Annotated in this window: 25 protein-coding genes, 3 tRNA genes and 1 riboswitch; of the genes, 25 read left to right on the top strand and 3 right to left on the bottom strand. The window is 49.9% G+C overall.

Annotation, left to right across the window (positions count from 1 at the left end):
* Nucleotides 1-56 precede the first annotated feature (56 nt).
* Together C1710_RS04215 and C1710_RS04220 are read left to right on the top strand one after the other, a co-directional pair.
* Nucleotides 57-506 carry a GNAT family N-acetyltransferase gene (locus C1710_RS04215; RefSeq protein WP_102280389.1) on the top strand — a complete coding sequence of 150 codons (450 nt, stop codon included), beginning with the start codon at nt 57-59 and terminating at the stop codon, nt 504-506.
* A gap of 30 nt (nt 507-536) precedes the next feature.
* Nucleotides 537-1,784 (top strand): D-alanyl-D-alanine carboxypeptidase family protein, encoded by a 1,248-nt coding sequence (locus C1710_RS04220; protein WP_102280391.1) that lies wholly within the window; start codon nt 537-539, stop codon nt 1,782-1,784.
* A 64-nt stretch (nt 1,785-1,848) separates the two neighbouring features.
* On the opposite strand, the gene C1710_RS04225 is transcribed toward C1710_RS04220, so the two are convergent.
* On the bottom strand, nt 1,849-2,595 hold the full coding sequence (locus C1710_RS04225; protein ID WP_102280394.1) for an alpha/beta hydrolase: 747 nt from the start codon (nt 2,593-2,595) through the stop codon (nt 1,849-1,851).
* 95 nt (nt 2,596-2,690) lie between these two features.
* On the opposite strand from C1710_RS04225, the gene C1710_RS04230 reads away from it, so the two are divergent.
* The gene (locus C1710_RS04230) at nt 2,691-3,500 is read left to right on the top strand and encodes a sulfite exporter TauE/SafE family protein (protein WP_102280397.1); all 810 of its coding nucleotides are present in this window, start codon (nt 2,691-2,693) and stop codon (nt 3,498-3,500) included.
* A gap of 39 nt (nt 3,501-3,539) precedes the next feature.
* Here the strand turns inward: C1710_RS04230 and C1710_RS04235 are convergent, their stop codons facing one another.
* Nucleotides 3,540-3,953, bottom strand: a complete 414-nt coding sequence (locus C1710_RS04235; RefSeq protein ID WP_102280399.1) for an OsmC family protein — start codon at nt 3,951-3,953, stop codon at nt 3,540-3,542.
* Between the two features lie 145 nt (nt 3,954-4,098).
* Between C1710_RS04235 and C1710_RS04240 the strand changes: the two genes are divergently transcribed.
* Nucleotides 4,099-4,890, top strand: a complete 792-nt coding sequence (locus C1710_RS04240; protein ID WP_102280401.1) for an aldo/keto reductase — start codon at nt 4,099-4,101, stop codon at nt 4,888-4,890.
* Nucleotide 4,891: 1 nt separating this feature from the next.
* On the opposite strand, the gene C1710_RS04245 is transcribed toward C1710_RS04240, so the two are convergent.
* Nucleotides 4,892-6,121, bottom strand: coding sequence for an MFS transporter (locus C1710_RS04245; RefSeq protein ID WP_102280403.1), 1,230 nt, complete (start codon nt 6,119-6,121; stop codon nt 4,892-4,894).
* A 107-nt stretch (nt 6,122-6,228) separates the two neighbouring features.
* Nucleotides 6,229-6,321, top strand: a riboswitch (TPP riboswitch).
* 70 nt (nt 6,322-6,391) lie between these two features.
* Between C1710_RS04245 and C1710_RS04250 the strand changes: the two genes are divergently transcribed.
* The 21 genes from C1710_RS04250 (at nt 6,392) to C1710_RS04350 (ending at nt 25,202) form a co-directional block, all read left to right on the top strand.
* Entirely contained in the window at nt 6,392-6,955 is a 564-nt protein-coding gene (locus C1710_RS04250) for an ECF transporter S component (RefSeq protein ID WP_102280406.1), read from the top strand.
* Nucleotides 6,952-8,358, top strand: a complete 1,407-nt coding sequence (locus tag C1710_RS04255; RefSeq protein ID WP_102280408.1) for an ABC transporter ATP-binding protein — start codon at nt 6,952-6,954, stop codon at nt 8,356-8,358. Before C1710_RS04250 ends, C1710_RS04255 begins: the two co-directional genes overlap by 4 nt.
* Nucleotides 8,351-9,028 carry an energy-coupling factor transporter transmembrane component T family protein gene (locus C1710_RS04260; protein WP_102280409.1) on the top strand — a complete coding sequence of 226 codons (678 nt, stop codon included), beginning with the start codon at nt 8,351-8,353 and terminating at the stop codon, nt 9,026-9,028. Before C1710_RS04255 ends, C1710_RS04260 begins: the two co-directional genes overlap by 8 nt.
* Nucleotides 9,029-9,394: 366 nt before the next feature.
* Nucleotides 9,395-10,405, top strand: a complete 1,011-nt coding sequence (gene asnA / locus C1710_RS04265; RefSeq protein WP_102280411.1) for an aspartate--ammonia ligase — start codon at nt 9,395-9,397, stop codon at nt 10,403-10,405.
* Nucleotides 10,406-10,579: 174 nt separating this feature from the next.
* Entirely contained in the window at nt 10,580-12,082 is a 1,503-nt protein-coding gene (locus C1710_RS04270) for a peptide MFS transporter (protein WP_102280413.1), read from the top strand.
* Nucleotides 12,083-12,235: 153 nt separating this feature from the next.
* Nucleotides 12,236-12,318 (top strand) — tRNA-Tyr (locus C1710_RS04275).
* Between the two features lie 9 nt (nt 12,319-12,327).
* A tRNA-Gln gene (locus C1710_RS04280) sits at nt 12,328-12,399 on the top strand.
* Between the two features lie 65 nt (nt 12,400-12,464).
* Nucleotides 12,465-13,109 carry a hypothetical protein gene (locus tag C1710_RS04285; protein WP_102280416.1) on the top strand — a complete coding sequence of 215 codons (645 nt, stop codon included), beginning with the start codon at nt 12,465-12,467 and terminating at the stop codon, nt 13,107-13,109.
* A 109-nt stretch (nt 13,110-13,218) separates the two neighbouring features.
* A complete protein-coding gene (locus C1710_RS04290; protein WP_102280419.1) occupies nt 13,219-14,625 on the top strand; it encodes an MFS transporter in 1,407 nt (468 codons plus the stop codon).
* Between the two features lie 80 nt (nt 14,626-14,705).
* Nucleotides 14,706-15,299 (top strand): TIGR01440 family protein, encoded by a 594-nt coding sequence (locus C1710_RS04295; RefSeq protein ID WP_328587348.1) that lies wholly within the window; start codon nt 14,706-14,708, stop codon nt 15,297-15,299.
* A gap of 126 nt (nt 15,300-15,425) precedes the next feature.
* Nucleotides 15,426-16,154, top strand: coding sequence for an aspartate/glutamate racemase family protein (locus tag C1710_RS04300; RefSeq protein ID WP_102280421.1), 729 nt, complete (start codon nt 15,426-15,428; stop codon nt 16,152-16,154).
* Nucleotides 16,147-16,587: a hypothetical protein gene (locus C1710_RS04305; protein ID WP_146002367.1), complete on the top strand. Its 441-nt coding sequence runs from the start codon at nt 16,147-16,149 to the stop codon at nt 16,585-16,587. The genes C1710_RS04300 and C1710_RS04305 overlap by 8 nt, the downstream gene beginning before the upstream one ends.
* 169 nt (nt 16,588-16,756) lie before the next feature.
* On the top strand, nt 16,757-17,458 hold the full coding sequence (locus tag C1710_RS04310; RefSeq protein ID WP_102280425.1) for a GntR family transcriptional regulator: 702 nt from the start codon (nt 16,757-16,759) through the stop codon (nt 17,456-17,458).
* A gap of 20 nt (nt 17,459-17,478) precedes the next feature.
* A complete protein-coding gene (locus tag C1710_RS04315; protein ID WP_102280427.1) occupies nt 17,479-18,960 on the top strand; it encodes a nicotinate phosphoribosyltransferase in 1,482 nt (493 codons plus the stop codon).
* On the top strand, nt 18,957-19,784 hold the full coding sequence (gene nadE, locus C1710_RS04320) for an ammonia-dependent NAD(+) synthetase (protein ID WP_102280430.1): 828 nt from the start codon (nt 18,957-18,959) through the stop codon (nt 19,782-19,784). Before C1710_RS04315 ends, nadE begins: the two co-directional genes overlap by 4 nt.
* Before the next feature lie 80 nt (nt 19,785-19,864).
* Complete coding sequence (locus tag C1710_RS04325; protein ID WP_102280433.1) at nt 19,865-22,045, top strand: Tex family protein; 2,181 nt, start codon at nt 19,865-19,867, stop codon at nt 22,043-22,045.
* On the top strand, nt 22,042-22,494 hold the full coding sequence (locus C1710_RS04330; protein ID WP_102280435.1) for a SprT family protein: 453 nt from the start codon (nt 22,042-22,044) through the stop codon (nt 22,492-22,494). The genes C1710_RS04325 and C1710_RS04330 overlap by 4 nt, the downstream gene beginning before the upstream one ends.
* Before the next feature lie 66 nt (nt 22,495-22,560).
* Nucleotides 22,561-22,646 (top strand) — tRNA-Leu (locus tag C1710_RS04335).
* Nucleotides 22,647-22,762: 116 nt separating this feature from the next.
* On the top strand, nt 22,763-23,446 hold the full coding sequence (locus C1710_RS04340; protein ID WP_102280438.1) for a 2,3-bisphosphoglycerate-dependent phosphoglycerate mutase: 684 nt from the start codon (nt 22,763-22,765) through the stop codon (nt 23,444-23,446).
* Complete coding sequence (locus tag C1710_RS04345; RefSeq protein ID WP_102280440.1) at nt 23,446-24,318, top strand: alpha/beta hydrolase; 873 nt, start codon at nt 23,446-23,448, stop codon at nt 24,316-24,318. Before C1710_RS04340 ends, C1710_RS04345 begins: the two co-directional genes overlap by 1 nt.
* A 104-nt stretch (nt 24,319-24,422) precedes the next feature.
* Complete coding sequence (locus C1710_RS04350; RefSeq protein WP_102280442.1) at nt 24,423-25,202, top strand: deoxynucleoside kinase; 780 nt, start codon at nt 24,423-24,425, stop codon at nt 25,200-25,202.
* Nucleotides 25,203-25,461: the final 259 nt, after the last annotated feature.

A 25,461-nucleotide genomic window follows, 5' to 3' on the forward strand; every position in this document is an offset into this window, starting at 1 on the left:
AGCAAGCACTCGCTGGGTAAGCAGCGGGTGTTTTTTATTGGAGAGGGGGGAAAGCCATGGAATGGTTTGACCAGTCTTTTGACGAACTGACCCGTGATGACTTGTTTGACATTTTGAAAGTACGGGCGGCGGTCTTTAACGATGAACAAAAGAGTTACTGGCTTGATCCGGATGATAATGACCCACGAGCTCACCACGTGTGGGCGGTGGCTAATGGGCACCTGGTGGCTTACGCTCGTTACTTTGAAGTTGATGGCCATGCCACCCTCGGCCGGGTGCTGGTTGTGCCCCAGTTCCGTCACCAGGGACTAGCCAAGGACTTGATGACTCACGTGTTGGCTGGCATTAAACAACACTACGGTCGCTTGCCGATTGTGATTCACGCCCAGCTTTATGTGCAAGCGTTGTACGAGCAATACGGGTTTCAAGCAGTGGGGAAGGTCTTCCTCGAGGCCCAGCGGCAACACATTAAAATGGTTCACCAGCCATTGTTGACCAGAAAATAAGGCCGCCAAGCAGATTTTGGACGCAAAGGAATGAAAACGTTAATGAAGTGGAAGAAGATAATTGGCCTGGTCCTGACAACGTGCCTGATAGCAATGGTCGTTAATTTGCACCAGGCAGCCGCCGCGATGATTAATAGTCGGGCGGCGATGCTCGTCGATGCTGAGACGGGGCAGGTTATCTACCAGCAAAACGCCGATCAGCAGTTGCCGGTGGCGTCAGTCAGCAAGTTGCTGGCGGCCTGCGTAATTGAAGACGAAATTGCTTCCCACCAGCTTCACTGGCAGCAAAAAGTGAAGATTAATAAGGCGGTGGCAGCCGTATCGTGTGACCCCAACTACTCGGCCATTGGGCTGCAAGCGGGGCAGTCGTACACGGTGCGCGACCTGTTTGATGCGATGCTGGTTAAGTCTGCGGATGGGGCGGCACTAGCCTTGTCGACGGCTAACGGTGGCACCATCAAGCAGTTTAATGCCAAGATGGCGAAAAAAGCGCGCCAAATCGGACTGAAAGACGTGAAAGTGGTTAACGCGGTCGGGCTGCGGAATGGTGATTTGAAGCAACTCCGGCAGCCTAAAATAGGCAAAAATGCGGAAAACGCCATGAGTGCTCGCGACGTGGTAATCTTGACCCGCTATTTGCTGAAACATTACCCGTCGATTCTCCATGTCACCAGCCGCCCACAGCAAAACTTTACGATTGCGTCGGGACAAGTAGTGACGGCTGACAATTCCAACCAGATGCTGCCAGGCAAACCGTATGTAGTCCCCAACGTGGTCATTGATGGGTTGAAGACCGGGACCTCCGACCAGGCGGGTGCTTGTTTTGTCAGCACCGGGACCTACCAGGGACGGCGGCTAATTACCGTGGTACTGGGGGCTAACCGGAACGATCCGGGCGACCGCTTTGTGCAAACCCAGCGCCTCTACCAGTACCTGCAAACCGGGGTGCGGCTGAAGACGTTAACGCTAAGCCACGGACAAGCAGTTAAGCAAGTGGCAAAGGGGAATAAACGGCAGGTCACGGTCAAGACCGCGCCCTTGGCGGTGTGGCAGCCGGTCAAAGAACACCAGACACCCACACTGCACACGCATTATCGCGCGTCACTGCTTGATCGGCGGGGCCGGGGAGTGGCACCCATTAAAAAAGGTCAGCGACTGGGATCGGGGACCATCAACGGGAAAGCGCTCCAAACGGGTGACCACCAGCCATTGACCTTTACCCTGTCGAGTCAGCAAAACGGCAAACGGCTGGGCTTCTGGCAACGGTTGTTTAATTAGTCAGACAAAAATAATGACCGCGAGTGTCCTTGAGACGCTGGCGGTCATTTTATGCTGTTTTGCTTTAGTCGGTTAAAAACTTGGTGACGAGTGAGACTACTGCTGGGCGCCGGGAACCATCAAACAGGTGGCCTTCTCCCTCAATCAGGTGCAGCTGGCTGTCCGGCAGAATTACGTTGTACTTTTGCGAGGTCGCCGGAGCAACGACCTGGTCAGTCGTCCCGTGGATGAGGAGGACGGGATTGGCGAAGTGCTGGGCCGTCTCATAAATGGGAAGCAGCTGGGCTGTCCGGAAGTAGTCGCCGCCAACTGGCCAGCCACTCACGTCCACTTCAGCGGGAATGTGCTGCGGGTCATAAGTGGCCCCCTGACAAACACCAGCGAGAGCATCGTCCTTCAGGGTAGCAGCTGGCGCTAGCAAGACGACTTTATCAATCACGTCCCGGTAGTAGGCAGCGAGTATCGAGGCAACGACGCCTCCCTGGGAGTGACCCACTAAATAAATGTGGCGGGGCTTGATCTGCTGGCGGACAAAGTCGATCACCCGCATCCCGTCGAGGATTTCACCGAGAACGGTCATGTCGACAAAGCGGCCGTCACTCTTGCCACAGCCGGCAAAGTCAAACCGCAGGGTCGGCAACCCGGCCTGGTTGAGCACTTTGGCAACGGTGGGCAGGATTTTGTGCTCGTCATAGCCGAGGTCGCCCTTAAAACCGTGCATGAGAATCGCAAGTGAGTCGTTTTCTAAGCTCGTGGTCCTTTCGAGGAGGGTGTGGAGCTTGAGCTGCTCGCGTTCAATCGTTAATTCCATCTTGTCATTCCTCCATGATCATTGAGCTAGTTCATATTATATCCCAGCGGCTAAATTCGACCAAAATAGTCTTGACGATTTCCCGCAAGCATGCGATGGTAATCGCATCGGTAATTGAGGAGGACTTTATTTTGTTGCATTGGCCATTGTTGTGGAAATTTATTTACCTGGTTCTCGGCGGCGTGGTTTCCGGCGTTCTCTCGTCGGCCGCTTCCTTTGCCTCGCTAGCGTCGTATCCCTTGCTGCTGAGCGTGGGGATCCCGCCCGTTTTTGCGAACGTCACCAACGACGCGGCGCTGATCTGGAATATGCCGGGAGCGGTATTGTCATCTATCCGGGAGTTGCACGGCCACTGGCGGTTGGTGCGCTTTTACTCCCTCTTCACGATGGCGGGCGCGGCCATCGGCTGTTACCTCCTGCTGAAGTTTCCTAGTGGTGTTTTTGAAAAGGTCGTGCCCTTTTTCATCCTCCTGGCGGGAATCATGGTTTACCAGACCAGCAAGCGGAAAGTTGTCGATAAGCCCCAGGCCGTTACCGGTGGTCGGAAATTGCTTTACGTGGTACTGTTGCTGGTCAACGGCGTGTACGGTGGTTACTTTGGGGCGGCGTCAGGGATCATTACCCTGGTGATTTTAACCTACCTGACGAATAAGGATTTCGTGGTCGTCAATGCGATTAAAAACGTCGTTGGTGGGGTGGCCAACCTGACGGCACTGATCATTTACATGTTTGCTTCCAAAATTTACTGGAACGCCGCCATTCCGATGGCGGTGGGGATGTTTATTGGCGGTTATCTGGGGCCGAAAATTGTTCGGCATGTCCCGCAGAAGGGGATGGAGCAGTTCATCGCTTTCCTGGCGGTGGTTCAGGCAGCCTACTTCTTTTGGCAAGCCTATTTTAAGTAAAACAAAACCAGCGTCGTGATGAAGGGCGCTGGTTTTTCGTTAGGCAAGATGAATATTCATTTCGATGCCGCCTTCGAGTGACTCGTGGACGGTGCAGACTTGGAGAATCCGCTCAAAGAGCTTTTGCTTTTCAGCGGCTGTTAAGTCGCAGTCAAAGCTGACGGTCGTGTCAATCCGCGAGACCTTCGAACGCCCCTTGCCCAGACTGACCGTTTCACCACTTGAACTGACCTTGAGGTTGTGCAGGTCAATGTGGCGGTTATTCGCCACCGCCCGGGCTGAAATGGCCAGGCAGCTGTTGAGTGCAGCAATCAGGTACTGGACAGGGTTGGGACCAGCATCAGTCCCCTTGGCAATGACAGGCTCATCAGCCATAAATTGATGATTACCGGCGTGGTTCATTACTTGGTAGCCCGCGGGACGCATTTCTGAATTGATAAGGTATTTTGACATGAAATGACCTCCTTATGTTGTTAATTCCATTATAAATGGTGACGACTAAGTTTGGCTAATAATTAGCTGTTAGCTGGCTCCATTGAAGAAAAAGGGAGTATGATGGAGTAAATGAACCGTTTTCGTCACCAAAGGAGGAAATCAGATGGAATACACAACGTTAAATGATGGGGTTAAGATTCCGATGGTTGGTTTTGGGGTTTACTTAATTCCGGCTTCAGAAACAAAAACAGCCGTTAGCACGGCCCTCAAGGACGGCTACCGACTGATTGATACTGCTGAATACTACCATAACGAACGTGAAGTGGGTGAGGCGGTTGCCGAAAGTGGCATTCCGCGCGACCAGGTCTTTATTACTAGCAAGATGCCTCCGCAGCCGAGTTACGAGGAAGCAATGAAACGGATTGACGAAACGTGTGCGGCAATCGGCAATGACTATCTCGACCTGATGCTAATTCACTGGCCGGGTAATGCTAACGTGGAAAATTACCGGGCACTAGAAGATGCCCAGAAGGCTGGCAAGGTTAGGTCCATTGGTCTGAGCAGTTTCTATGGCAAAGACTATCAGGAAATTATTGACCAGTGTGATGTTGTTCCGGTGGTCGACCAAAACGAAACCCACGTTTTCTGCCAACAGGTGGCCTTCCAGCCAGTCCTGGAAAGTCATGGGACTAAACTGGAAGCATGGTCGCCGCTTGCTGCCGGCTCACACCAGGTTTTCCAGCGGCCGTTGCTGAAGACCATTGCCCGGGCTCACCACAAGACGACCGCCCAGGTTATGCTGCGTTTCTTATTCCAGCGCAACATTATTACCATTCCAAAGAGTGTTCGTCCACAGCGGATCAGGGATAATATCAATATCTTTGACTTTGAACTGACCGCCGACGAAATGAAACTAATCAGGACACTGGACCGTGGAAAAACGATGCTGGAGTAGTTTAGCTGCGAGTGCCAGAAACGTGGTGAAGTGGCCAAACAACGTTGATTAAAAAGAGGACCAGGTTGATGAAGACCAGGCTGGCAGTCCAGAGGAAGACGGCGTTAAAGCTAAATTGTCCGGCTACCCACCCACAAAGTAACGAGCCAACAATATTGCCGATATACATTGCACTTTGGTTCCAAGAGAAAACACGTCCGGTTACTGCTGCCGGGCTGTTTTTAGTTAACATGGTTTGCACCTGCGGAAACAGGCAGGCATCGCCAAGGCCAACAATGAAGCGGCAGATTCCTAGCTGCCAGCAATTAGTGACGAAGGCCGTCGGGATAAAGGCCAGCGTGTTGAGGATAAAGCCGAAAATCAGGATCCGTTCGGTGCCGATCCGGTCGCCAAGGTTTCCCACCCGACTGGCAATCAGAATGGTGGCAATTCCCGGCAAAGCGGCTATCACCCCACTCACAAAGGTGGTGTGCGAATTGCCATGAAGCAACTGCTTAACGAAAAGAGAAATAATCGGGTTAATCGAATTGTTAGCTGACTGAATAATCAGCGTAGTGATAACTAGGCCGAAGATCATCCGGACAGAGGCAAGCGACTTGAGCACGCCCTTAGTCGACCCGACATCCTTGGCTGCTACGGGCTGGAAGTTACTTTCGTCAACAAAGCGCCAGCAGGCAAAGAAGATCATTAAGAGGATGAAGCCAGTCAAAAAGAAGGTAAAGCGGTAGCCAAAGAAAGTAGCGATGGTCCCACCAATAAAGGGGCCAAGCAGGTTGCCGCCGGTAAAGCTGGCCATCATTGTTCCTAACGCACTACCACTGTGTTCCTTAGGCACTTCGGTGGCAATAAGGGCGTTAGAGTTAGAAACAAAACCGGCAAAGGCCCCCTGTGCCATCCGCAAAGCGAGGAGCTGCCAAACGTTGGTTACTAACCCGGTTGCCCCAATGACCAGGGCCATCCCGAGGGCTGCTCTTAAAATCATCGGCTTGCGTCCCTTAGCGTCAGCCAGTCGGCCCCACCATGGCGTGACCAGCGTTGAAACAAGATAGGTCGCAGAAAAGACAATCCCTGACCAGTTGGTTAACTGACGATGGGTGAAGTCACCAAGTGTTGCCAGGAAGAGTGAAAGGAAGGGCATGATCTCGGAAAAAGCAATACCGGCAAAAAAGACGGCGATGGATAATACCCGTAGGTTACGTTGCCAAATGGTTTGAGCTGATTTTTCAGTCAAAACAAGGCCTCCTTGAAAATAAACTGCCGTTATTATAGACCTAAATGGGGCAGAAGTAATGATGGATGTTTGACAGCTAGGACTTATTCTGCTAGGGTTAAGCCATCAAAAGGAAGCTGGGGAGCCAATTGTGGCTGAGACTGAACCCATGGAACCTGATCTGGTTAACGCCAGCGGAGGGAGTCTTCGACGGGACAAATATGGACCGGTGCGTTCTTTTTGACGCACCGGTCTTTTTCTTTCCAGCTTGAGAAAGGGAGTTATTTACTGATGCAAACTATCGACTCAAAGCGACGCTGGACACTGCGTGACATTATTTTTTTGGCGATCATCGCTATCTTCTTCGGGATCATCTACCAGGTGTGGAGTTATGCTTACTATGCTCTGGCGGCAACGCCGTTGAAGCCGTTTGCCAACGACCTGACGTTAGGGGTATGGATTATGGCTGGACCACTGGCAGGGGTTCTCTTGAGAAAACCTGGTGCAGGGTTTATGGGTGAATTCTTAGCCGCCACGGTCGAAATGTTGCTCTTTTCGAGTTGGGGAGCGGCCAACCTGATTACTGGTGTGACTGAGGGTACGGGAGCCGAACTAGGTTTTGCCACGACTGGTTACCGTCACTGGGGAGCGCTGGGCCTATTTTTCTCCACTCTCTGGTCGACCATTATTACCTTTGCCTGGGACTGGTTTCAAAGCGGCTACCAGGATTACCGCGTCTCGCTCCTGGTTATTCTCTTGATCATCCGCTTTCTTTCTATCGGCTTTTTTGCCGGCATCCTGGTTGATTGGATTGCCAAGCTGGTTGGACAAACGGGGTTAATGAAAAATAAATGATTGATTTAAAGCTAGAACAACTGACATTTGAATACGACGATCACCAGCTCTTTGAAGGACTAAATTTTCAACTTCAGCCGGGAACCTTTGGTTTGTTAACGGGGCCGTCCGGTTGTGGCAAATCGACCATGTTGAAATTATTAGCGGGACTCTTGCCGCAGTATGGCGGAACAATCACTAGTGGGCAAGCGACATTAAATGGTTTGCCGTTGGGGAAAATAGTTCCTTTTCAACGAGCTTCCAAGGTGGCAATGCTTTTTCAGCACCCGAGCCGCCAATTTGCGCTGGCAACTGTGCGTGAGCAGGTTAGTTTTGCGCTGGCCAACCTCCAAATGGAGAAAGCAGCACTTGAAAAGCGGGTGAGCCAAACGCTGGAATGGCTGGGGATTTCTCACTTGGCCGACCGGCAAGTTCACACCTTATCGGGAGGCGAACAGCAACGGGCCGCACTTGCCTGTGTATTAGCAATGGACAGTGGGGTCATCTTACTGGATGAACCCTTTGCTAACGTAGATGCTCCAGGGCGACAACAGTTACTGGCTGACCTGAAACGCCTGCAAGCCGAACGGGGAAAAACAATTTTACTAGCAGACCATGACTTAAATGGTTATCGCGGAGTTGCAGATCGCTGGTACCAACTGTCAAAACAGCACCGGTTAAGTGTTAGCTCTGTTAATGACTTACCAACCACGACACCAATCGCTCCGGTAAAACGACAACAGTTGCAGACTGGCCGATTGTCCGCAAGCCACTTACGGGTGACGGTTGGCAGTCGGGTGTTGATTGACGATGGACAACTGGTAATTCCGCAAGGTCAACTCGGCCTTTTGTCTGGAGATAATGGTGCAGGGAAGTCGACTCTTTTTGCGACATTAAGCCGGCAGCATAACTATGATGGCCAGCTGTTATTTGACCAGCAGCCAGCGAGGCGTTTTCCACTGAAAAAGTGGGCATTAACCATTGGCTGGGTCTTTCAAAATAGTACTGATCAATTAATTGCCATCAAGGCAGCAGATGAACTGGCGGCATCGCGGGCTCACAGTCTGCGTCCAGAATACTGGACCGAACAACGCTGCAAGCAAGCAGCCCAACAGCTCGGGATTGCTGATTGTCTCGATCAGGTTAGTTACCAGTTGTCCGGCGGCCAGCAGAAAAAGCTGCAAATTTTAAGCATGTTGGTGATGGCTCAGCCAGTAATGCTGTTAGATGAGCCGTTTGCCGGCTTGGACGCAGACTCGCTGCGGGTAGTTATTCGATTGCTCAAACAAGTGGCAGGGGAACTGCAAGTAGGGATGCTAATTATCTCCCACCAACGGGTCGGGGTCGTGGACTGGCTGGACTACGAGGTACGGTTAGCTAACCACCACTTAACTTTGTTGGAAGGTGATGATCACAATGACTAAGACGCGCGGATTGAATCCGACCACCCTTGTCCTAATCATTGTCAGTATTGGTCTTTGTACTAGTTTTATTCGTTCGGTAGCTTTGAACGTGGCAGTGATTATTGGATCACTAATGTATCTTTTGTTCTTGAGGGTACCGTTCAAGAAAACCATTATTATCCTGTTGGTTGCCCTGCCGCTAGCCCTCGGGAGTTGGCTCTCGTTTTACTTTTTTGGAACTGAGGACCGCTGGCACGTTGCCTGGATTTATGGTTCCCGGGTTTACGCGTACCTCACGCTGGCATTGACTTTGACGCTGACCACGTCGGCTAAGATGATTCTTCTCAGCCTGCACCAGCACCTCAAACTTCCCAATACCTTTGTTTATGGTGTCCTGGCTGCATTGAATATGTTTCACCGCTTAAAAAGTGCCTTTCGGCAAGTACGTTATTCAGCCATGCTACGGGGACAAGCTTATCATTTATGGCAGCCACGCTTTTACCTGCGGTTGATTATCATTGCCCTTAACTGGTCTGGTGACCTGGCGATGGCGATGACTTCTCAGGGCTTTACCGAGGGTGCGGACCGGACAGAATTGGTAAGCGAACACTTGCCGTGGTGGCAATATTTACTGGTGGTGGTGTTGCTGGTTGCCTACCTGTGGTTGGCTTTGGATAATTGTCCATGGTAATTTGAGAAAATAGTTGCCTTTTGACAAAAACTGTGTAGAATATTAGGTAACATTAAAAGACGATTAGAAAGACAAACGAGGATGCTGAACCTGCAGTGAAGCGGTGGTAGTGAGAAACCGCGAGGTCACCGGCATCGGACTAACACTTTCTTGCCGCTGACCTGAACAACAGTAGGGCTAGCCGTGACCGGAACGTTACCACCGGAAAGCATGTTTGTGCTGAATGAAGTGGCTTGTCTTATTGGCAGGCAACTAGGGTGGTACCGCGAAGTCTTTCGTCCCTTGTCGGGCGGAAGACTTTTTTGTTTTCCGCCCCGTTGCTGAATAAGCCGCAAGTGCGGTGGTTTGAGTAAAGGAGATCTTATTATGAGTCTAATTTTGCCAACTGATTATGATCCAAAATTATCCGTTCGTGACACGGAACACGCCATTCGCTTCATCCGGGAGACCTTCCAGGATGAAATTGGCAAAGAACTTAACCTGCAACGGATGTCAGCACCAATGTTTGTCGAAAAGGGAACGGGACTCAACGATAACTTGAACGGTGTTGAACGGCCGGTATCCTTCGATGCCAAGTCGTTGCCAGGCGAGACAATCGAAATTGTTCATTCCCTGGCAAAGTGGAAACGATTCGCCCTGAAAAAGTACGGCTTTAAGATGCACGAGGGCCTCTACACTAACATGAACGCAATTCGCCGCGATGAAGACGTTGACAATTTCCACTCCATCTATGTTGACCAGTGGGACTGGGAAAAGGTGATTGCCAAAGAAGAACGGACTGAAGAAACACTGCGTAAGGTCGTTCGTCAGATCTTTAAGGTCATCAAGCACCTGGAAGACGAGGTATGGTACAAGTACCCCCAGGCGGTTTACCACCTGCCAGACGATATCCACTTTGTTACCACCCAGGAATTGGAAGATGAATACCCTGATTTGACACCAATGGAACGGGAAGAAAAGGCTTGTCAAAAGTGGGGATGTATCTTTGTGGAAAAGATTGGTGGTCCTCTGAACTTAAGCGGTAAGCCACATGACGGCCGGGCACCTGACTACGATGACTGGTCACTCAACGGTGACATTGTCTTCTGGTATGAGCCGCTAAAGACAAGGCTGGAAATTTCCAGTATGGGGATCCGGGTGGATGAAGATGCCATGCGCCGTCAATTAAAGGATGCTGGTTGTGAAGACCGGGCCAAGCTGCCATTCCACCACGAGTTGTTGGCTGGTAAGCTGCCGTACACAATTGGTGGCGGGATCGGCCAATCACGGTTGTGTATGCTACTGCTTGGCAAGGCCCACGTAGGTGAAGTCCAGGCAAGTATTTGGCCAGCAGAGATGGTCCAAGAGTGTGAAGCGCACCACATTCACCTGCTGTAAAACAGTCAAGAATGAACCATTTCTCATCATTTGCTCATTTTTCATTGACCAAAGTGTTAGAATACTAGTATACTTATATGTATGAATTTTTACTGAGTAAGATTTAGCGGCCTAGTGATCATCTTCCATCGAGAGGGTGGTAGCTCACCCCGCTATTGATTTGGAGGATTTATTTTGGCTAATAAACAGAAGAATTTGGATACAGCATTCTTCGGTCAACCCCGTGGGTTATCGACGCTGTTCTTCACCGAAATGTGGGAACGGTTCAGCTACTACGGGATGCGTGCCATTCTGCTGTTCTATATGTACTACGCCGTCACCAAGGGTGGTTTGGGTATGGACCAGGCTACCGCTGCTTCGGTAATGTCCATCTACGGATCGATGGTCTTCTTATCAGGGGTCGTCGGTGGTTGGCTTTCCGACCGTGTGTGGGGTAGTCGTAAGACGGTCTTCTACGGTGGTGTCCTAATTATGTTTGGGCATATTGCCCTGTCGCTGCCGTTTGGTATCCCAGCTCTTTACGTCTCGATTGCCCTAATCGTCTGCGGGACTGGTTTACTGAAGCCAAACGTTTCGTCGATGGTTGGTGACCTTTATAGTGAGGAAGACCCTCGCCGGGATTCCGGGTTCAGTATGTTCGTCTTCGGTGTCAACCTGGGGGCCGCAGTTGCACCGTGGGCAGTGCCGTGGGCTGCTAACGGCTTTGGCGTCCACATGTTTGGTTCGACGATGAACTTCCACGCCGGTTTCTCGCTGGCTGCTGTCGGGATGTTTTTCGGATTGCTCCAATACACGATTGACGGTCGCCGTTACTTAAGCAAAAACAGCCTTTACCCACAAGACCCGATTGATAAGGAATCACTTCACCGGATTACGGTCTGGACTATCGTGGGGGTAGTTGCTGTGGCAATTATCCTGGCATTGATGGCTGTGATGGGTCAACTGAACGTTAACAGTGTGATCATGATCATTACGATCGTGGCCATTGCATTGCCAATCATCTACTTTGTTATGATGCTTAACTCTAAGAAGGTAACGAAGGTTGAACACCACCGGGTACTGGCTTACATCCCGCTGTTCATTGCTGCCGCTATCTTCTGGGGGATTGAAGAATCAGGGTCTGTTGTGCTGGCACTCTTTGCCCAGGACCGGACGATCTTGCACATTGGTAGCTGGCACTTTGCTGCTGCTAACTTCCAGACTCTTAACCCACTATTCATCATGATCTTAACGCCAGTCTTCGTCTGGCTGTGGGATCACTGGAAGAATCAACCGACGTCACCAACGAAGTTTGCTTACGGGCTGGTATTTGCCGGCATTTCATACGCTTGGATGGCTTTGCCAGGGATTATCCACGGCACGACCAGCGGCCGGGTTAGCCCGCTATGGCTGGTTGGTTCCTGGTTCCTGTGTGAAATTGGTGAAATGCTGATTTCGCCAATTGGTTTGTCAGTAACTACCAAGCTGGCACCAAAGGCCTTTAAGTCACAGATGCTGAGTATGTGGTTCCTGGCCGACGCTGCTGGGCAAGCGGTCAACGCCCAGATTGTTCGTTTGTACACGCCACACACGGAAATCCAATATTTCTTGGCAATCGGTACGGTTTCAGTTGTCTTCGGGATTATCCTGCTCTTCTTGTCGAAGCACATCAGTTCCCAGATGGAGGGGGTCAACTAAGACCGTTCTTAACGCAGATATTTAATAAGGAGTCGGAATGTCGGCTCCTTTTTTGTATTCTCCAAGAAAAATAAAAAAATTGCGAAAAAGTATTGCATTCGTAAAATAAATTAGTTAGAATAACACTCGTTGGTTGTCAGATAGACACCTTTTGGAGGGGTAGCGAAGTCTGGCTAAACGCGGCGGACTGTAAATCCGCTCCTTCGGGTTCGGTGGTTCGAATCCACTCCCCTCCATTCTATTATTGGGCTATAGCCAAGTGGTAAGGCAACGGTTTTTGGTACCGTCATGCGCTGGTTCGAACCCAGCTAGCCCAACTGACTAAGCAGCTGTCGTTGACAGCTGTTTTTTTGTTGCGATTAATTTGTAAGGAGGAAGGGTCATGTCAAAACAGGGACACTTCGCGGCGGCAAAGCGTGTCAAGCAGTTAAATAACTTTCACCAAAAACATCAGTACCATGAATCACGGGCCATTGATGATGACCAGTTAGCTGATTTTTTGCTGGTGCGTTTTGCCCTGACAACTAAAAAGCGGCTGCCAGCAAGTAGTCGGGAAAGTTTGCAGCGGTTTTTACAGGAAATGATCCCACGGTTAGTTGATAATCACGGCAGTGTGGCAGAGAGTGTTGACGACTTGTTGCCAGCTATGCGGACACGCGTCCCCTGGCAGTTCTTTCGCCAAGTCAGCGAGCAGTGGGATGTTTTTCAGCATTTTTTGAAGCGCGAAATCCCGGCCGTTCCCCTCAAAGAGCATTTGTTAGTTATTGACCAGCTAACACCGCATGACTTTAGTATGCGCCTGGCCTCCTCCTTAGCTGAGCAGCTGGTTTCTTTGACTACTTTGCAGACGAAATTACCTAATAAAATGAAACAAGCGTTGATGGTCAAAATGAGGAGTACCATTTTTGACGGAACATCAATTGACTGGGGAAAGGTCCGGGCCTTATGGCAACCATTTTCCTTTGATGTTGATTCGGCACCCGATGAAAAAACTCGGCAATGGCTACTGGCATTGTTGGCCGAATAAGAGTATATTAGGAAATGCAGTAAGAGAATACGTTAAAAGTATCGGACCGGGCTGTGGTGGAGTAATCACCACGCCCGTTTTTTATGCTAACTATCCAAGGAGTGATTAAATGACGACTCAAAAGTCAATGGTAAAGACATACACTGCCATTTTTTCGGTGGCGTTGATGACCTTTCTGGGGGTTCTCAATGAGACGTCAATGAACGTTACTTATCCGGAATTATCGCGGACTTTTGGTATTTCGCTGGACATTACACAGTGGATAACCGCCGGCTACCTCTTGATGGTGACGATCGTAATGGGGACGACAGCTTACCTGCTGCGTCAATATCCAGCTAAGCGAATCCACTTGTTTTGTGTTAGTGCCTTCATCGTCGGTGACGTGATTTCAGCAACGGCAACCAACTTTAGCCTGCTGTTAGGCGGACGACTGATTCAAGCGGTAGCGACCGGACTGGCGACACCAACAATGTTTTTCCTTATTTTTACGGCAATTCCGCGACGTCAATTGGCAACAATGACCGGGATCGGAGCGATGGTGATTTCCCTAGCGCCAGCGCTGGGGCCAACTTATGGTGGTGCCGTTGCCGGTGCCTGGTCGTGGCGGATGATTTTTTGGATCCTGCTTCCCATCGCCCTTATTAGCCTGGTGGCTGGGCAATGGAGCATCAGCAACCAACCAGTCGGGAATACAAAGCCATTTAGTTTTGCCAGCTTGATGCTTTTGGCACTAGCATTAGTCGGAATTGTCTACGCTGTTTCCACGGTTGGTAACGGTTTTCACATGTGGTTCTGGCTCTACTTATTAGCAGGTTTAGTATTCTTTGGCCTCTTTATTTACACTAACGTTCACGGGGAGTCGCAGCTGTTGGGGTTGGAAATCCTCAAGCTGACTACAGTTCGACTGTCCACGATAACCTACTTCCTTCTGCAATTTATCAACATCGGGATCTCACTGGTGATTCCCGTTTATTGTCAGTACGTCCTCCACAGTAGCGCACTGGTTGCGGGATTAGTCCTTTTACCAGGGTCAATTGCGGGAGCTGTCACTTCACCACTGATGGGTCGGGTGGCCGACCAGTATGGCTATAGCAAACCAGTTGTGGGCGGCAGCATTCTCCTGGTGATTGGTACGGGCTTATATGCTGTTTTCCAGCCACGGTTAACCCCCATGATGATGATGTGGTTCTTTGTTTTTACCCGGATCGGTTTTAATTCTGCCTTTTCAACAACCATGGCTAACGCAACGACGCTCGTCACTTCGCGTCAAGCAGCTGACGTTAATTCGCTCTTTAACATGGTTCAGCAGTTTGCGGGCTCTCTCGGGGTGGTCTTGTTGACCGCCTTAATGGCTTTGTTCCAAAATAATGGTAAGGGAACGATGGCGGCCCGAACATTTATTGGTGGGCAACTAGACTTTTGGTTGTTATTTGCTTTGGCAGTGGCTGTCCTGGTTGCCACAGCAACAAACTTTACACTGCAACGGTTGGATCAGCAGACAAGAATGGCTGATTAGGTTGTGGTTGCGCTTAATTGCGTCGAACTAATTCCTCAGTTATAATGAAATTGTGTGAATAAGAAAGGATGTCGACAACAATGGCAGAAGTAATTGACCAAATTGATATGGATCAAGTTAAAAAGCAAGTGGCAACTGGGTTAAACGAGTTGCTGGAGCAGGCGCACCTTAATGAAGGTGACCTGGTAGTGCTTGGCCTTAGCACCAGTGAAGTCCACGGTGGGCGAATTGGTAAGGCGTCAAATGTTGACATTGCCCGTGATATCGTCAAGACGATTGTGGACATCATCCGTCAGCACAAGCTGCACCTAGCTGTCCAGGGGTGTGAACACCTGAACCGGGCACTGGTTGTCGAACGGAGTGTTGCTAAAGAACGCGGTTTTGAACAAGTCACGGTCTTTCCAGCACTGCACGCCGGCGGTTCGGGACAAATTGCGGCGTTTGAAAACTTCCATGACCCAATTGAAGTGGAACACATTACGGCCGAAGCCGGGATGGATATTGGTGACACTTGCGTCGGTATGCACGTCAAGTTTGTCCAGGTACCGGTTCGTACTTCAGTGAAGGAAATCGGCTTGGCTCACACGACTTACCTGCGGACGCGGCCAAAGCTGATTGGTGGCGCCCGTGCTAAGTACGAATGGGATCCATTTGGTGAAAAGGATAAGAAGTAACTAGCTCCTACCTGCCCGTGACACAATTGGCTGTCACGGGCCTTTCGTGATTTTAGAAATGTAGCAGATAAACAACGGTTGACGTTGTTAAAGCACCATTCTAGTGCAGAAGAAGGGATGATTAAGATGAAAAAATTTTTTACCGTTTTAGGCGGTATGGGGACGTTGGCAACGGAGAGCTACGTTCACTTACTTAATCAACGGACCCCTGCTAAACGGGACCAGGACTATTTGAATTACATTATCGTTAACCATGCGACCGTTCCTGACCGGACTGGCTGGATTCTCGACCACAGCAAACCAGATCCACTACCAGTATTGTTGGAGGATGTTAAACAACAGAGCCTCCTTAAACCAGAGTTCCTTGTATTAATTTGCAACACCGCACATTATTTTTACCAGAAACTTCAGTCAGCGACGGATATCCCAATTTTGAATATGTTGGAAGAGACCGTCAAAGCCATCGCTAAGGTAAAACCGACCGCTAAGCGGGTTGGGTTGCTCGGAACATATGGTACCCTCGAGTCTGGAATTTATGATGATTACATCACCGACGCCGGGTACACTTTGCTGAAACCAAACAAGGAAATTATGGACATGACCGAAGACTTGATCTATCACGATATTAAGCAAAAAGGTCATTCCGACAGTAATAAGTACCACCACCTCGTTAAAAAGATGACCGAGGAAATGAACTGCGACATTGTCATTCTGGGTTGTACTGAACTTTCGTTTGCGGAAGCAGAGTCACCAGAAACGGAATATCCAGTTATTAGTTCCCAGTCAGTGATTGTTGATAAGTCATTGGAATTGGGAATGAAACAACAAAAGGGTAAGCAGCTGCCTCATGAATAGACAAATACGTCCCGTGTGGCAGGTTTGCTGGGTGATCATCTGCGTTTTGCTATGTGTTGGCGTGGCACTGGGTGGCAAGAACTACCGTCAGCAGAAAGAGTGGCACCGGTTTGCGGGGACTTATTATGCCTACGTCCATGATAATGGTCAAACGCATAAGGTGAAGCTGACAATTCCTGCCGACCGGCAGGTAGCGACGCTCAAAATTGTTGACAGTACCACCGGTGAAAGCACCCACGTTGAGAAAATGAACCGCCTGAAAATTAATCGGCGCCGTCAGACAATGACTGCTGTCGGTTATCCTGGAACGCCAGCGGACCACTACCGTCACGTTGGGACAACAATTCGGCTGACCACGGCGGGGCAAACCCGGATTTACTACCGTCAGGGGACACCCCAGCAGCAGAAACAAGATAAACACTTTCAACATTAACGAGAAGGCTAGGCTACGGCGAGGTAGCCTAGCCTTCTTTTTGACAGCGCTTACCATAAACTGATGGCAACAAATGGTCAGGGTTTTGCAAGCGAAAGATGATATTGTGTTACAATGGTAACGTTAACAAATGGTCTAGTTCATAATTTGAAAGAAATGGGGAATTAGCATGGCATCACCTGTATATATTCAAATTCATAATGACCTCCGAAAGAGTATCGAGGATGGTAAGTGGGGCGTTGGTGAAAAGATCCCGGCTGAACGGGAGCTGGCTTCAGAGTTTGGCGTTAGTCGGATGACGTTGCGACAGGCAATCCAGACGCTAGTTGATGAAGGGGTGCTGGAGCGCCGGGTTGGCGCCGGGACTTTCGTTGCTAACCGGAAGGTCCAAGAAAAGATGGCCGGGGTAACTAGTTTTACCGAACTAATGCAAAAAGCTGGTAAAACACCATCGTCACGGACAATTTCGTACCACCTGACGACCCCGTCAGAGACTGAAATTGATAAGTTGGATCTCAAGCCTGGTGAGCAGGTATTACGGATGGAGCGGGTCCGCTACGCCAACAATGTACCGATCTGCTACGAAATTGCGACGGTTCCTGCTTCAATGGTCCAAGATTTTTCTAAGGCAGAAGTTACAAGTTCGTTTTATAATACTCTTGAAACAAAAGCTCACCTCACTCCGGGTCATACTACTCAGCACGTGTCGGCATCCAATGCTAACGAAAAAATTGCTGAGTACTTAGACATTCGGCGTGGGGATGCCCTTTTGCGAACAACCCAGGTTTCATATCTTACCGATGGCCGGCCGTTTGAGTACGTTCATGCTCGTTACGTTGGCAAGCGATTTGAATTTGTCCTGGAAAAATAATAGGAGGATAATTTTCTCACATGGATTTTAAGTATCCAGACGACAGTTATGCATTACATACTGACGCATACGAGTTGTCAATGATGCAGACTTACTGGCAAGAGGGAATGGCTGACCGGCAGGCAATTTTTGAGGCCTTTTTCCGCAAAATGCCGTTTAATAACGGGTACGCTGTTTTTGCTGGCCTTGACCACATCATTCGCTACGTTCAGCAGTTGCATTTCACCAAGTCAGACATCGACTACCTGCGGACAACGGGGCAGTTTGATGACAGTTTTTTGGATTACCTGCAGAACTGGAAATTTACCGGGACTATCCGCAGTATGGTGGAAGGCGAACTGGTCTTTAACCACGAACCGCTGGTTCAGGTCGAAGCATCAATGATGGATGCGCAGTTGATTGAAACGGCCATCCTGAACATCATTAATTACCAGGTAGTGGTTGCCACCAAGGCGTCCCGAATTAAGCACATCGTTGGCAACCAGCCGGTGATGGAGTTTGGTTCACGGCGGGCACAGGAATTTGATGCTGCCTTGTGGGGAACCCGGGCAGCTTATATCGGCGGCTTTGATGCTACCAGTAACGTCCGTGCGGGAAAGCTATTTGGAATTCCAATTTCTGGGACCCATGCTCATGCCCTGGTGCAGGCCTACATGAACGACTACGCTGCTTTCAAGGCCTACGCAGAGACACACCATAACTGTGTTTTCCTGGTGGATACCTTCGATACCCTTAAGAGCGGGGTGCCGAGCGCCATTAAGGTTGCTGACGAGTTTGGCGACAAGATTAACTTCCAGGGTGTGCGGATCGATAGTGGGGACATGGCCTACCTCTCCAAACGGGTTCGGCAGATGCTGGATGCTGCGGGATATCCGGATGCAAAGATTTATGCCTCCAATGGTCTTGACGAGAAGACGATTATGAACCTGATGATTCAGGGAGCAAAGATCGATGTGTGGGGCGTTGGGACTAAACTGATTACCGCATATGATCAACCGACCCTTGATGCCGTCTACAAGATGGTGGCCTTTGAAAAGGCGGATGGTGAGATGGTCGACACGATTAAGCTATCTAACAACGCTGCCAAAATGTCAACGCCTGGCAAGCACCAGGTTTGGCGGATCACCGATAGCGTTGACGGAAAGAATGAAGGGGATTACGTCACCTTGTGGGGCGAGGACCCGCGTAAGCTGGATTCGTTGTACATGTTTGACCCCAACCATACTTACCTTCACAAGACAGTTAACGACTTTATTGCTCGGCCGCTTTTACGTGACATCTTTGTTGATGGCAAATTAGTGTATGATGAACCAAGTCTGGAAGAAATTCACCAGTCACGTCGCCTCCACCTTGACCGATTGTGGGAAGAATATAAGCGGGATCTCAACCCAGAAGTCTACCCAGTCGACCTGTCGCAAAAGTGTTACGACAATAAGATGAAGATGATTAACTACGTTCATAATTACGTTGCCCAGATGAGTAAGGACGCGAAGAAGAAATGAGAAACTTACAGCAAGTCATTATTAACCAACTAGGTGTTCAGCCACGGATTGATCCACAGGCCGAGATTGATCAGCGGGTGAGATTTCTTCAGGACTACCTCAAAAGTACGGGAATGAAGACACTGGTGCTCGGTATTTCTGGCGGCCAGGATTCATCGTTAGCGGGAAGGCTTGCTCAATTAGCGGTGGCTGGTCTTCGCCAGTCAACAGGGGACGGCGCCTATCAGTTTATTGCTGTTCGCCTCCCCTACGGTGAACAAGCTGATGAAGACGACGCGATGTTTGCTATTGAGGACTTTATCCACCCGGACGTGGTAATGCGGGTAAATATCAAAGACGCCACCGACGCGATGGTTGGTGCTGCTGAAGATAATGGGCTGACGATTTCTGACTTTAATAAGGGAAATATTAAGGCCCGTCAACGAATGATCGCTCAGTATGCCATTGCCGGGGCTCGCGGTGGTGCAGTCGTTGGTACTGACCACGCTGCTGAAGCAGTGACTGGGTTTTACACCAAGTTTGGTGACGGTGGAGCTGACCTGACGCCCCTGTCCGGTTTAGATAAGCGTCAAGGACGGGCGCTGCTGGAACGATTGGGTGCCCCTGCTCGGCTCTATGAAAAGACCCCGACGGCGGACCTGGAAGATGACCGGCCCGCTCTGCCAGATGAAGCTGCACTGGGAGTGACCTACCGGCAGATCGATGACTACCTTGAAGGGCAGGATATTGATTCATCCGCGGCCGAAAAAATTGAGAGTTGGTTTATCAAGACTCGTCATAAGCGGCACTTGCCGGTTAGCCCGCTCGATGAATGGTGGAAGTAGCACCTGAAAAGTAAGTAAAGTTAACGATGGGGGCTGAAAGACACAGCCCCCCTGATTTTTGCCAATAAGTGAGGAATATTGTGGAAGAAAAAACGATTAAACTAGTGACGAAGGGCGTTGATGGTGTTCGTGAGCACCAAGTAAAGGCGGCGCTCGAACTGTTGGACGATGGGAACACCATTCCCTTTATTGCTCGGTACCGGAAAGAAATGACCGGGGCCTTAGATGAAGTTCAACTTCAGGAAATTGCTACCAGCTATAACAAAGTTAGTGAGCTGGAGAAACGGCAACAAACTGTCATTAAAGCCATTAGTGAAGAGGGAAAACTGTCGGATAAACTAAAGGCCCAAATCTTAGCAGCTGAAGATCTGACGACAGTGGAAGACCTTTACCTGCCTTACAAGAAGAAACGTCAAACTAAGGCGCAAAAGGCAAAGGCTGCGGGGCTGACGCCACTAGCTAACTGGATTCTGACTTTTCCCCAGGATTCACTGGAAGAAAAGGCCGCTGATTTTGTTAACGATGATGTTCCAGATGTTAAGGCGGCACTCGCCGGTGCTCACGAACTTCTAGCCGAGGCAATTGCTGAAATGGCAACGGTTCGCGGCTGGCTACGGGGATTTACCCGTGACAAGGGAGAATTAGTAACCACGACCCGGCGGAGCGGCGAAGAGGCTGATGAGCGGGGTGTCTACCAACAGTATTATGATTTCAGCTCGCCAATTGCCGACCTCAGTTCCTACCAGGTACTGGCCATTAATCGGGGAGAAAAGGAAAAGGTTCTCTCGGTCAAGGTGCAAGTGGATGACCAACGGGTAGATGGATATCTTCGTTTTCGCCTGATTGGCAGCCACGGGGATGGACCGGCAACTGACTTCATTACCGAGGCTTATCGTGATGCTTACAAGCGGTTCATGGCGCCATCAATTTCCCGGGAAATTCGTAAAGAACTGACCGAACGAGCGGATGAGCAGGCCATTAAAGTCTTTGGTGAAAATCTCTACCACCTGCTGATGCAGGCGCCAATTAAGGGCAAAGTGGTATTAGGTTTTGACCCGGCTTACCGAACGGGATGTAAGCTGGCGGTAATTGACCAGCACGGTAAACTATTACACGTCGCAGTTATTTACCCGCATAAACCAGCACCGGAAAAACAACGTGCCCAGGCAGAGGGGCAGTTAATCGACCTGATCAATAAATACCAGGTGGAGATGATTGCCATTGGAAATGGAACGGCGAGTCGTGAATCGGCGGCTTTTGTAGCGGCAACATTGAAGAAGTTGAGTCGGCCTGTCTACTACGTCATTGTTAACGAAGCAGGGGCGTCAGTTTATTCAGCAAGTGAACAAGCTCGTGAAGAGTTTCCCGACCTTCACGTTGAAAAACGGAGTGCTATTAGTATTGGTCGGCGTCTCCAGGATCCGCTGGCAGAACTGGTCAAAATCAACCCGCAAGCAATTGGCGTTGGTCAATACCAACACGACTTGCCGGAAAAAGAGCTCTCGACGGAACTAGATGCGGTTGTTGAGCGGGCAGTCAACCAGGTGGGTGTCAACCTCAATACTGCTTCTTACCAATTGTTGACGCGGATTGCTGGTCTCAACGAAACGATTGCTCATAACATTGTTAACTATCGTGATGAACACGGTGCTTACCAAAGCAGGCCAGAATTGAAAAAAGTGTCGCGGCTGGGACCAAAGGCCTATCAGCAGGCAGTGGGCTTCCTGCGAATTATTGGCGGTAAGAACCCCCTGGATAACACTGATGTTCACCCGGAAAGTTACCCGGTAGCTGAGAAGATATTGGCTGCTGCTGGAGTTGACCCACAGACGTTGGGGAGTACTGAAGCCAACAGTAAACTGAAAAAAATTAACTGGCATCAGTTTGTCACCCCGGATGCGGGGAAAGAAACTGTTGCGGATGTCTATCACTCCTTGCTGACACCGGGGCGTGACTTGCGGGATACGATGCCTGCACCACTGCTCCGCCAAGACGTCCTGACAATCGACGACCTGAAACCAGGAATGAAGCTGGAAGGGACAGTGCGGAACGTTGTTGATTTTGGTGTCTTCGTGGATATTGGTGTCAAGCACGACGGACTGGTTCACGTTTCAAAGATGAGCAAGCAGTTTATCCGTGATCCGCGAAAGGTTGTTGCTGTTGGCGATATCGTGACCGTATGGGTTGAGTCCGTGGACCTTGATCGCCAACGCATTCAGCTAACAATGGTTGACCCGACTAAGCAGGCGGCAACGAAGTGACCAACGAAGAGCTATTAGCGTTGACTAGGAGACTGTCACAGCAGCAATTTGGCCGGCCCTTTAAGCACCGGGTCTTTTTTAACAGACGCTTGCGGACAACTGGTGGGCGCTATCATCTCCGTGACCACCATATTGATATCAATCCCAAAATGGCGGCGGCCGGTCCGGCTGTCTTACGCGGGGTGATTTTACATGAACTGTGTCACTACCACCTGCACCTCACGGGACAAGATTACCACCACCGTAGCCGCGCCTTTAAAGCCTTGCTAAAGAGGGTCGGTGGGTCGCGTTTTGCACCAGCAGTTCAACCACAGCGCGGCTGGTTATACCGTTGTCAGGGTTGTGGTGTCGAGGTACTGCGGCAACGGCGGTTCAACACCTGGCGTTTTCGCTGTGCCCGTTGCGGTCGCCGTTTTAAGTTGTTGGGCCGGCGTGAAGTCCTTAAGTAATTTTCTGTCATCGCCAAATTGTGCTTGCTTGAAAGAAGAATGTTTGGTAAAATATTCTTCGTTGATGCGGCAGTGGCGGAATTGGCAGACGCGCAAGATTAAGGATCTTGTGGTCATTATTGACCATGGAGGTTCGAGTCCTCTTTGCCGCATAATGATAAGCAGCGAGCGTTTTGAACGTTCGCTGCTTTTTTGTTTACTAATTGTTTTCTGACTGGGAGATGCGTTATTATTATTTACAGCATGAGATGAAGGGAGCAGACTAATCGTGGCGACATTAGTAATTGTGCGGCACGGCCAGAGTCAAGCCAACTTGGATAATATTTTTACCGGATGGACCGATGTCCCATTGACTGCTCATGGCCTAAAACAAGGGGTTGCAGTTGGCCACCTTCTTGCTAATAAGCAGATTAACTTTGCTGACGTGCATACTTCATTGATGAAGCGGGCCATCATTACCGCTAACGTGATCCTGGAACAAATTAAGCAGGATTATTTACCCATTCACAAGACCTGGCGACTTAATGAGCGACACTATGGTGCATTGAGTGGCCAGAATAAGGAAGCTGTCCGTCAACGTTACGGGACGGCACAGTGGAAAAAGTGGCGACGTGGTTTCACTGATGTTCCGCCAGCACTCACTACTCGCCAGCACGACCGGCGTTATGACCATTTAGGTGTCAAGGTGCCATTAAGTGAGAGCTTGCAGATGACCCAGCGGCGGTTGCTTCCTTACTGGGAAGATGCGATTGCACCACGGTTGTTGGATGGCAAAAATCAGTTGGTGGTCGCTCATGGTAGTTCGCTGCGCGCGTTGATCAAATACCTTGATCAAATTGATGATGATCAGATTGATCAGGTGGAAGTGCCGAATGGCGAGCCGATTATTTACCGCTTTGATGCGCATCTCAATGTCATTGACAAGCAAGTGCTAGCTAAGGAGGAACACTAATGACAATTCACGAACTGCAAAATAATCCTCAATTGAAAGGGCAAATTCAATTACTGAACAACATTACCTACGCTGCCGCGGATGGCGAGCCACAGAAAATGTCGATCTTGCTGCCATGGGCGACAACGACGGCAATCAAGACGGAACGGCGGCCACTGATCGTCTTTGTTCAAGGAAGTTCGTGGCAACTTCCCCGCTTGGGAAAGCAGCTACCCCAGCTGGTAGACTTTGCCCGTGCCGGCTACATTGTAGCTACTGTCCAGCACCGCAACGCGATTAATGGTCACCAGTTTCCAGCCTTCTTAATGGATGTGAAGACCGCGATCCGTTATCTGCGGGCTAACGCAGAAAAGTACGACATCGACCCGCAACGGGTAGCACTGTGGGGAACTTCTTCGGGAGCCAATGCAGCAATGCTGGCAGGCCTGACTCCCGATGCCCCTCGTTACCGGACTGACGACTTCGTTAACGAAAGCGACCGAGTGAATGCGGTGGTCAGCTGCTTTGGACCGACGGATGTTGCTGACACCTTCGACTTTACTGGTGATAAACCGGGTGCGGACTTGTTGCAGTACTGTCTTTTTGGGCTAAATAAAAAGCAATGGGCAGCAAAAAAAGCAGCCATGAGTCCCGTTAAGCAGGTGGCTAACGCCAAGGAATACCCACCGTTTCTCTTGCTGCATGGCGATGCCGATAAGACGGTGCCGTACCACGAAATGGAAGAAATGTATCAGGCCTTAGAAGAACACGGGGCTAGCGTTGAAGCCTACCGGGTTCACGGCGCTAACCACGAGTCAGACTTCTGGAGTCCGGCAGTTTATAATGTTATTCATCAGTTTTTGGATGGCATTGAACAGCCAAATGTGAAATAATGGTCTAGTTGTGTCAATGGAATGAATGACAAAAAAGCCGCAGTGAATCGACCTTTTCACTGCCGCTTTTCTTTGTCTAGTTTGGGAAGGATTGAAGTGTTATCTTGATTACGATGGCAGGGATGATCGGCGCGGGTAAGTCAAGCATGACTGGAATTTTGGCGCGTCAACTAGGAACTAAAGCATACTACGAACCAGTTAACGACAACCCGGTACTGCCTCTTTTTTACAAGGGGAATGAAATTGCCGCCGCGAAACGCAAAGCGGGCGATAAGGAAGCTACAAATCCCTATGCTTACTTATTACAAACGTTTTTCTTGAACCGGCGTTTCAAGATGATCAAGCGGGCAATGCGCGATGACAATAATGTCCTCGACCGTTCAATTTATGAAGATGCTATCTTTATGAAGATGAATGCCGACATGGGGAACGCCACGCAGGTCGAATGGGATATTTATGAGTCACTGCTGAAGAACATGATGGAAGAACTTCCATACGCTGCTCATAAGAAGGCGCCAGACCTGATGGTGATGATTGACGTTGACTATCCGACGGTAATCAAGCGGATTAAGAAGCGTGGCCGTAAGTATGAACAGGTAGAAAGCGACCCGTCACTGGTCGAATACTACAAGCGTCTGCTGAAGTATTATGCGAAGTGGAAGCACGAATACGATGCCTCACCGTTGCTGATTATTGATGGTGCAAAGTATGACTTTATGAGTAACCTGGCCGATCGGCAGGCAGTTCTGGACCAGGTATACCGGGAATTATTGAAGATCCACTCGCTGGACGATAAACGGTTTAGCCAGCTAGAAAAAAAATTAACCAGTCTGAGCCTGGATGACAAGCCGGCGGCACCAGCTGCTGATGCTAAAATTGAATAAAGACGGCGGTGTTGGTGGTGAAGTATTCAACCATTTTCTGGGAAAGTGGTGACCAGACTAACGGGTTGTCACTTTTCCTTTTCACGAAACCACTTGACAGAAGAGGGAAATCCACCTATGCTGTTAGGTAACTTATAACCTTTAAAGGGGTCCCGCGAGGCTCCCAAGGTGCGTTGAAATTAACCGACCGGTGTGGCCGATCAAAAAGCAGCTTTGGGGTAGTAGGAGACCGCAGAGCTGTTTTTGTTTTGGGAGGAGT

Origin of the sequence: [Lactobacillus] timonensis (assembly GCF_900240275.1) — a bacterium.
Classification (GTDB): domain Bacteria; phylum Bacillota; class Bacilli; order Lactobacillales; family Lactobacillaceae; genus Limosilactobacillus; species Limosilactobacillus timonensis.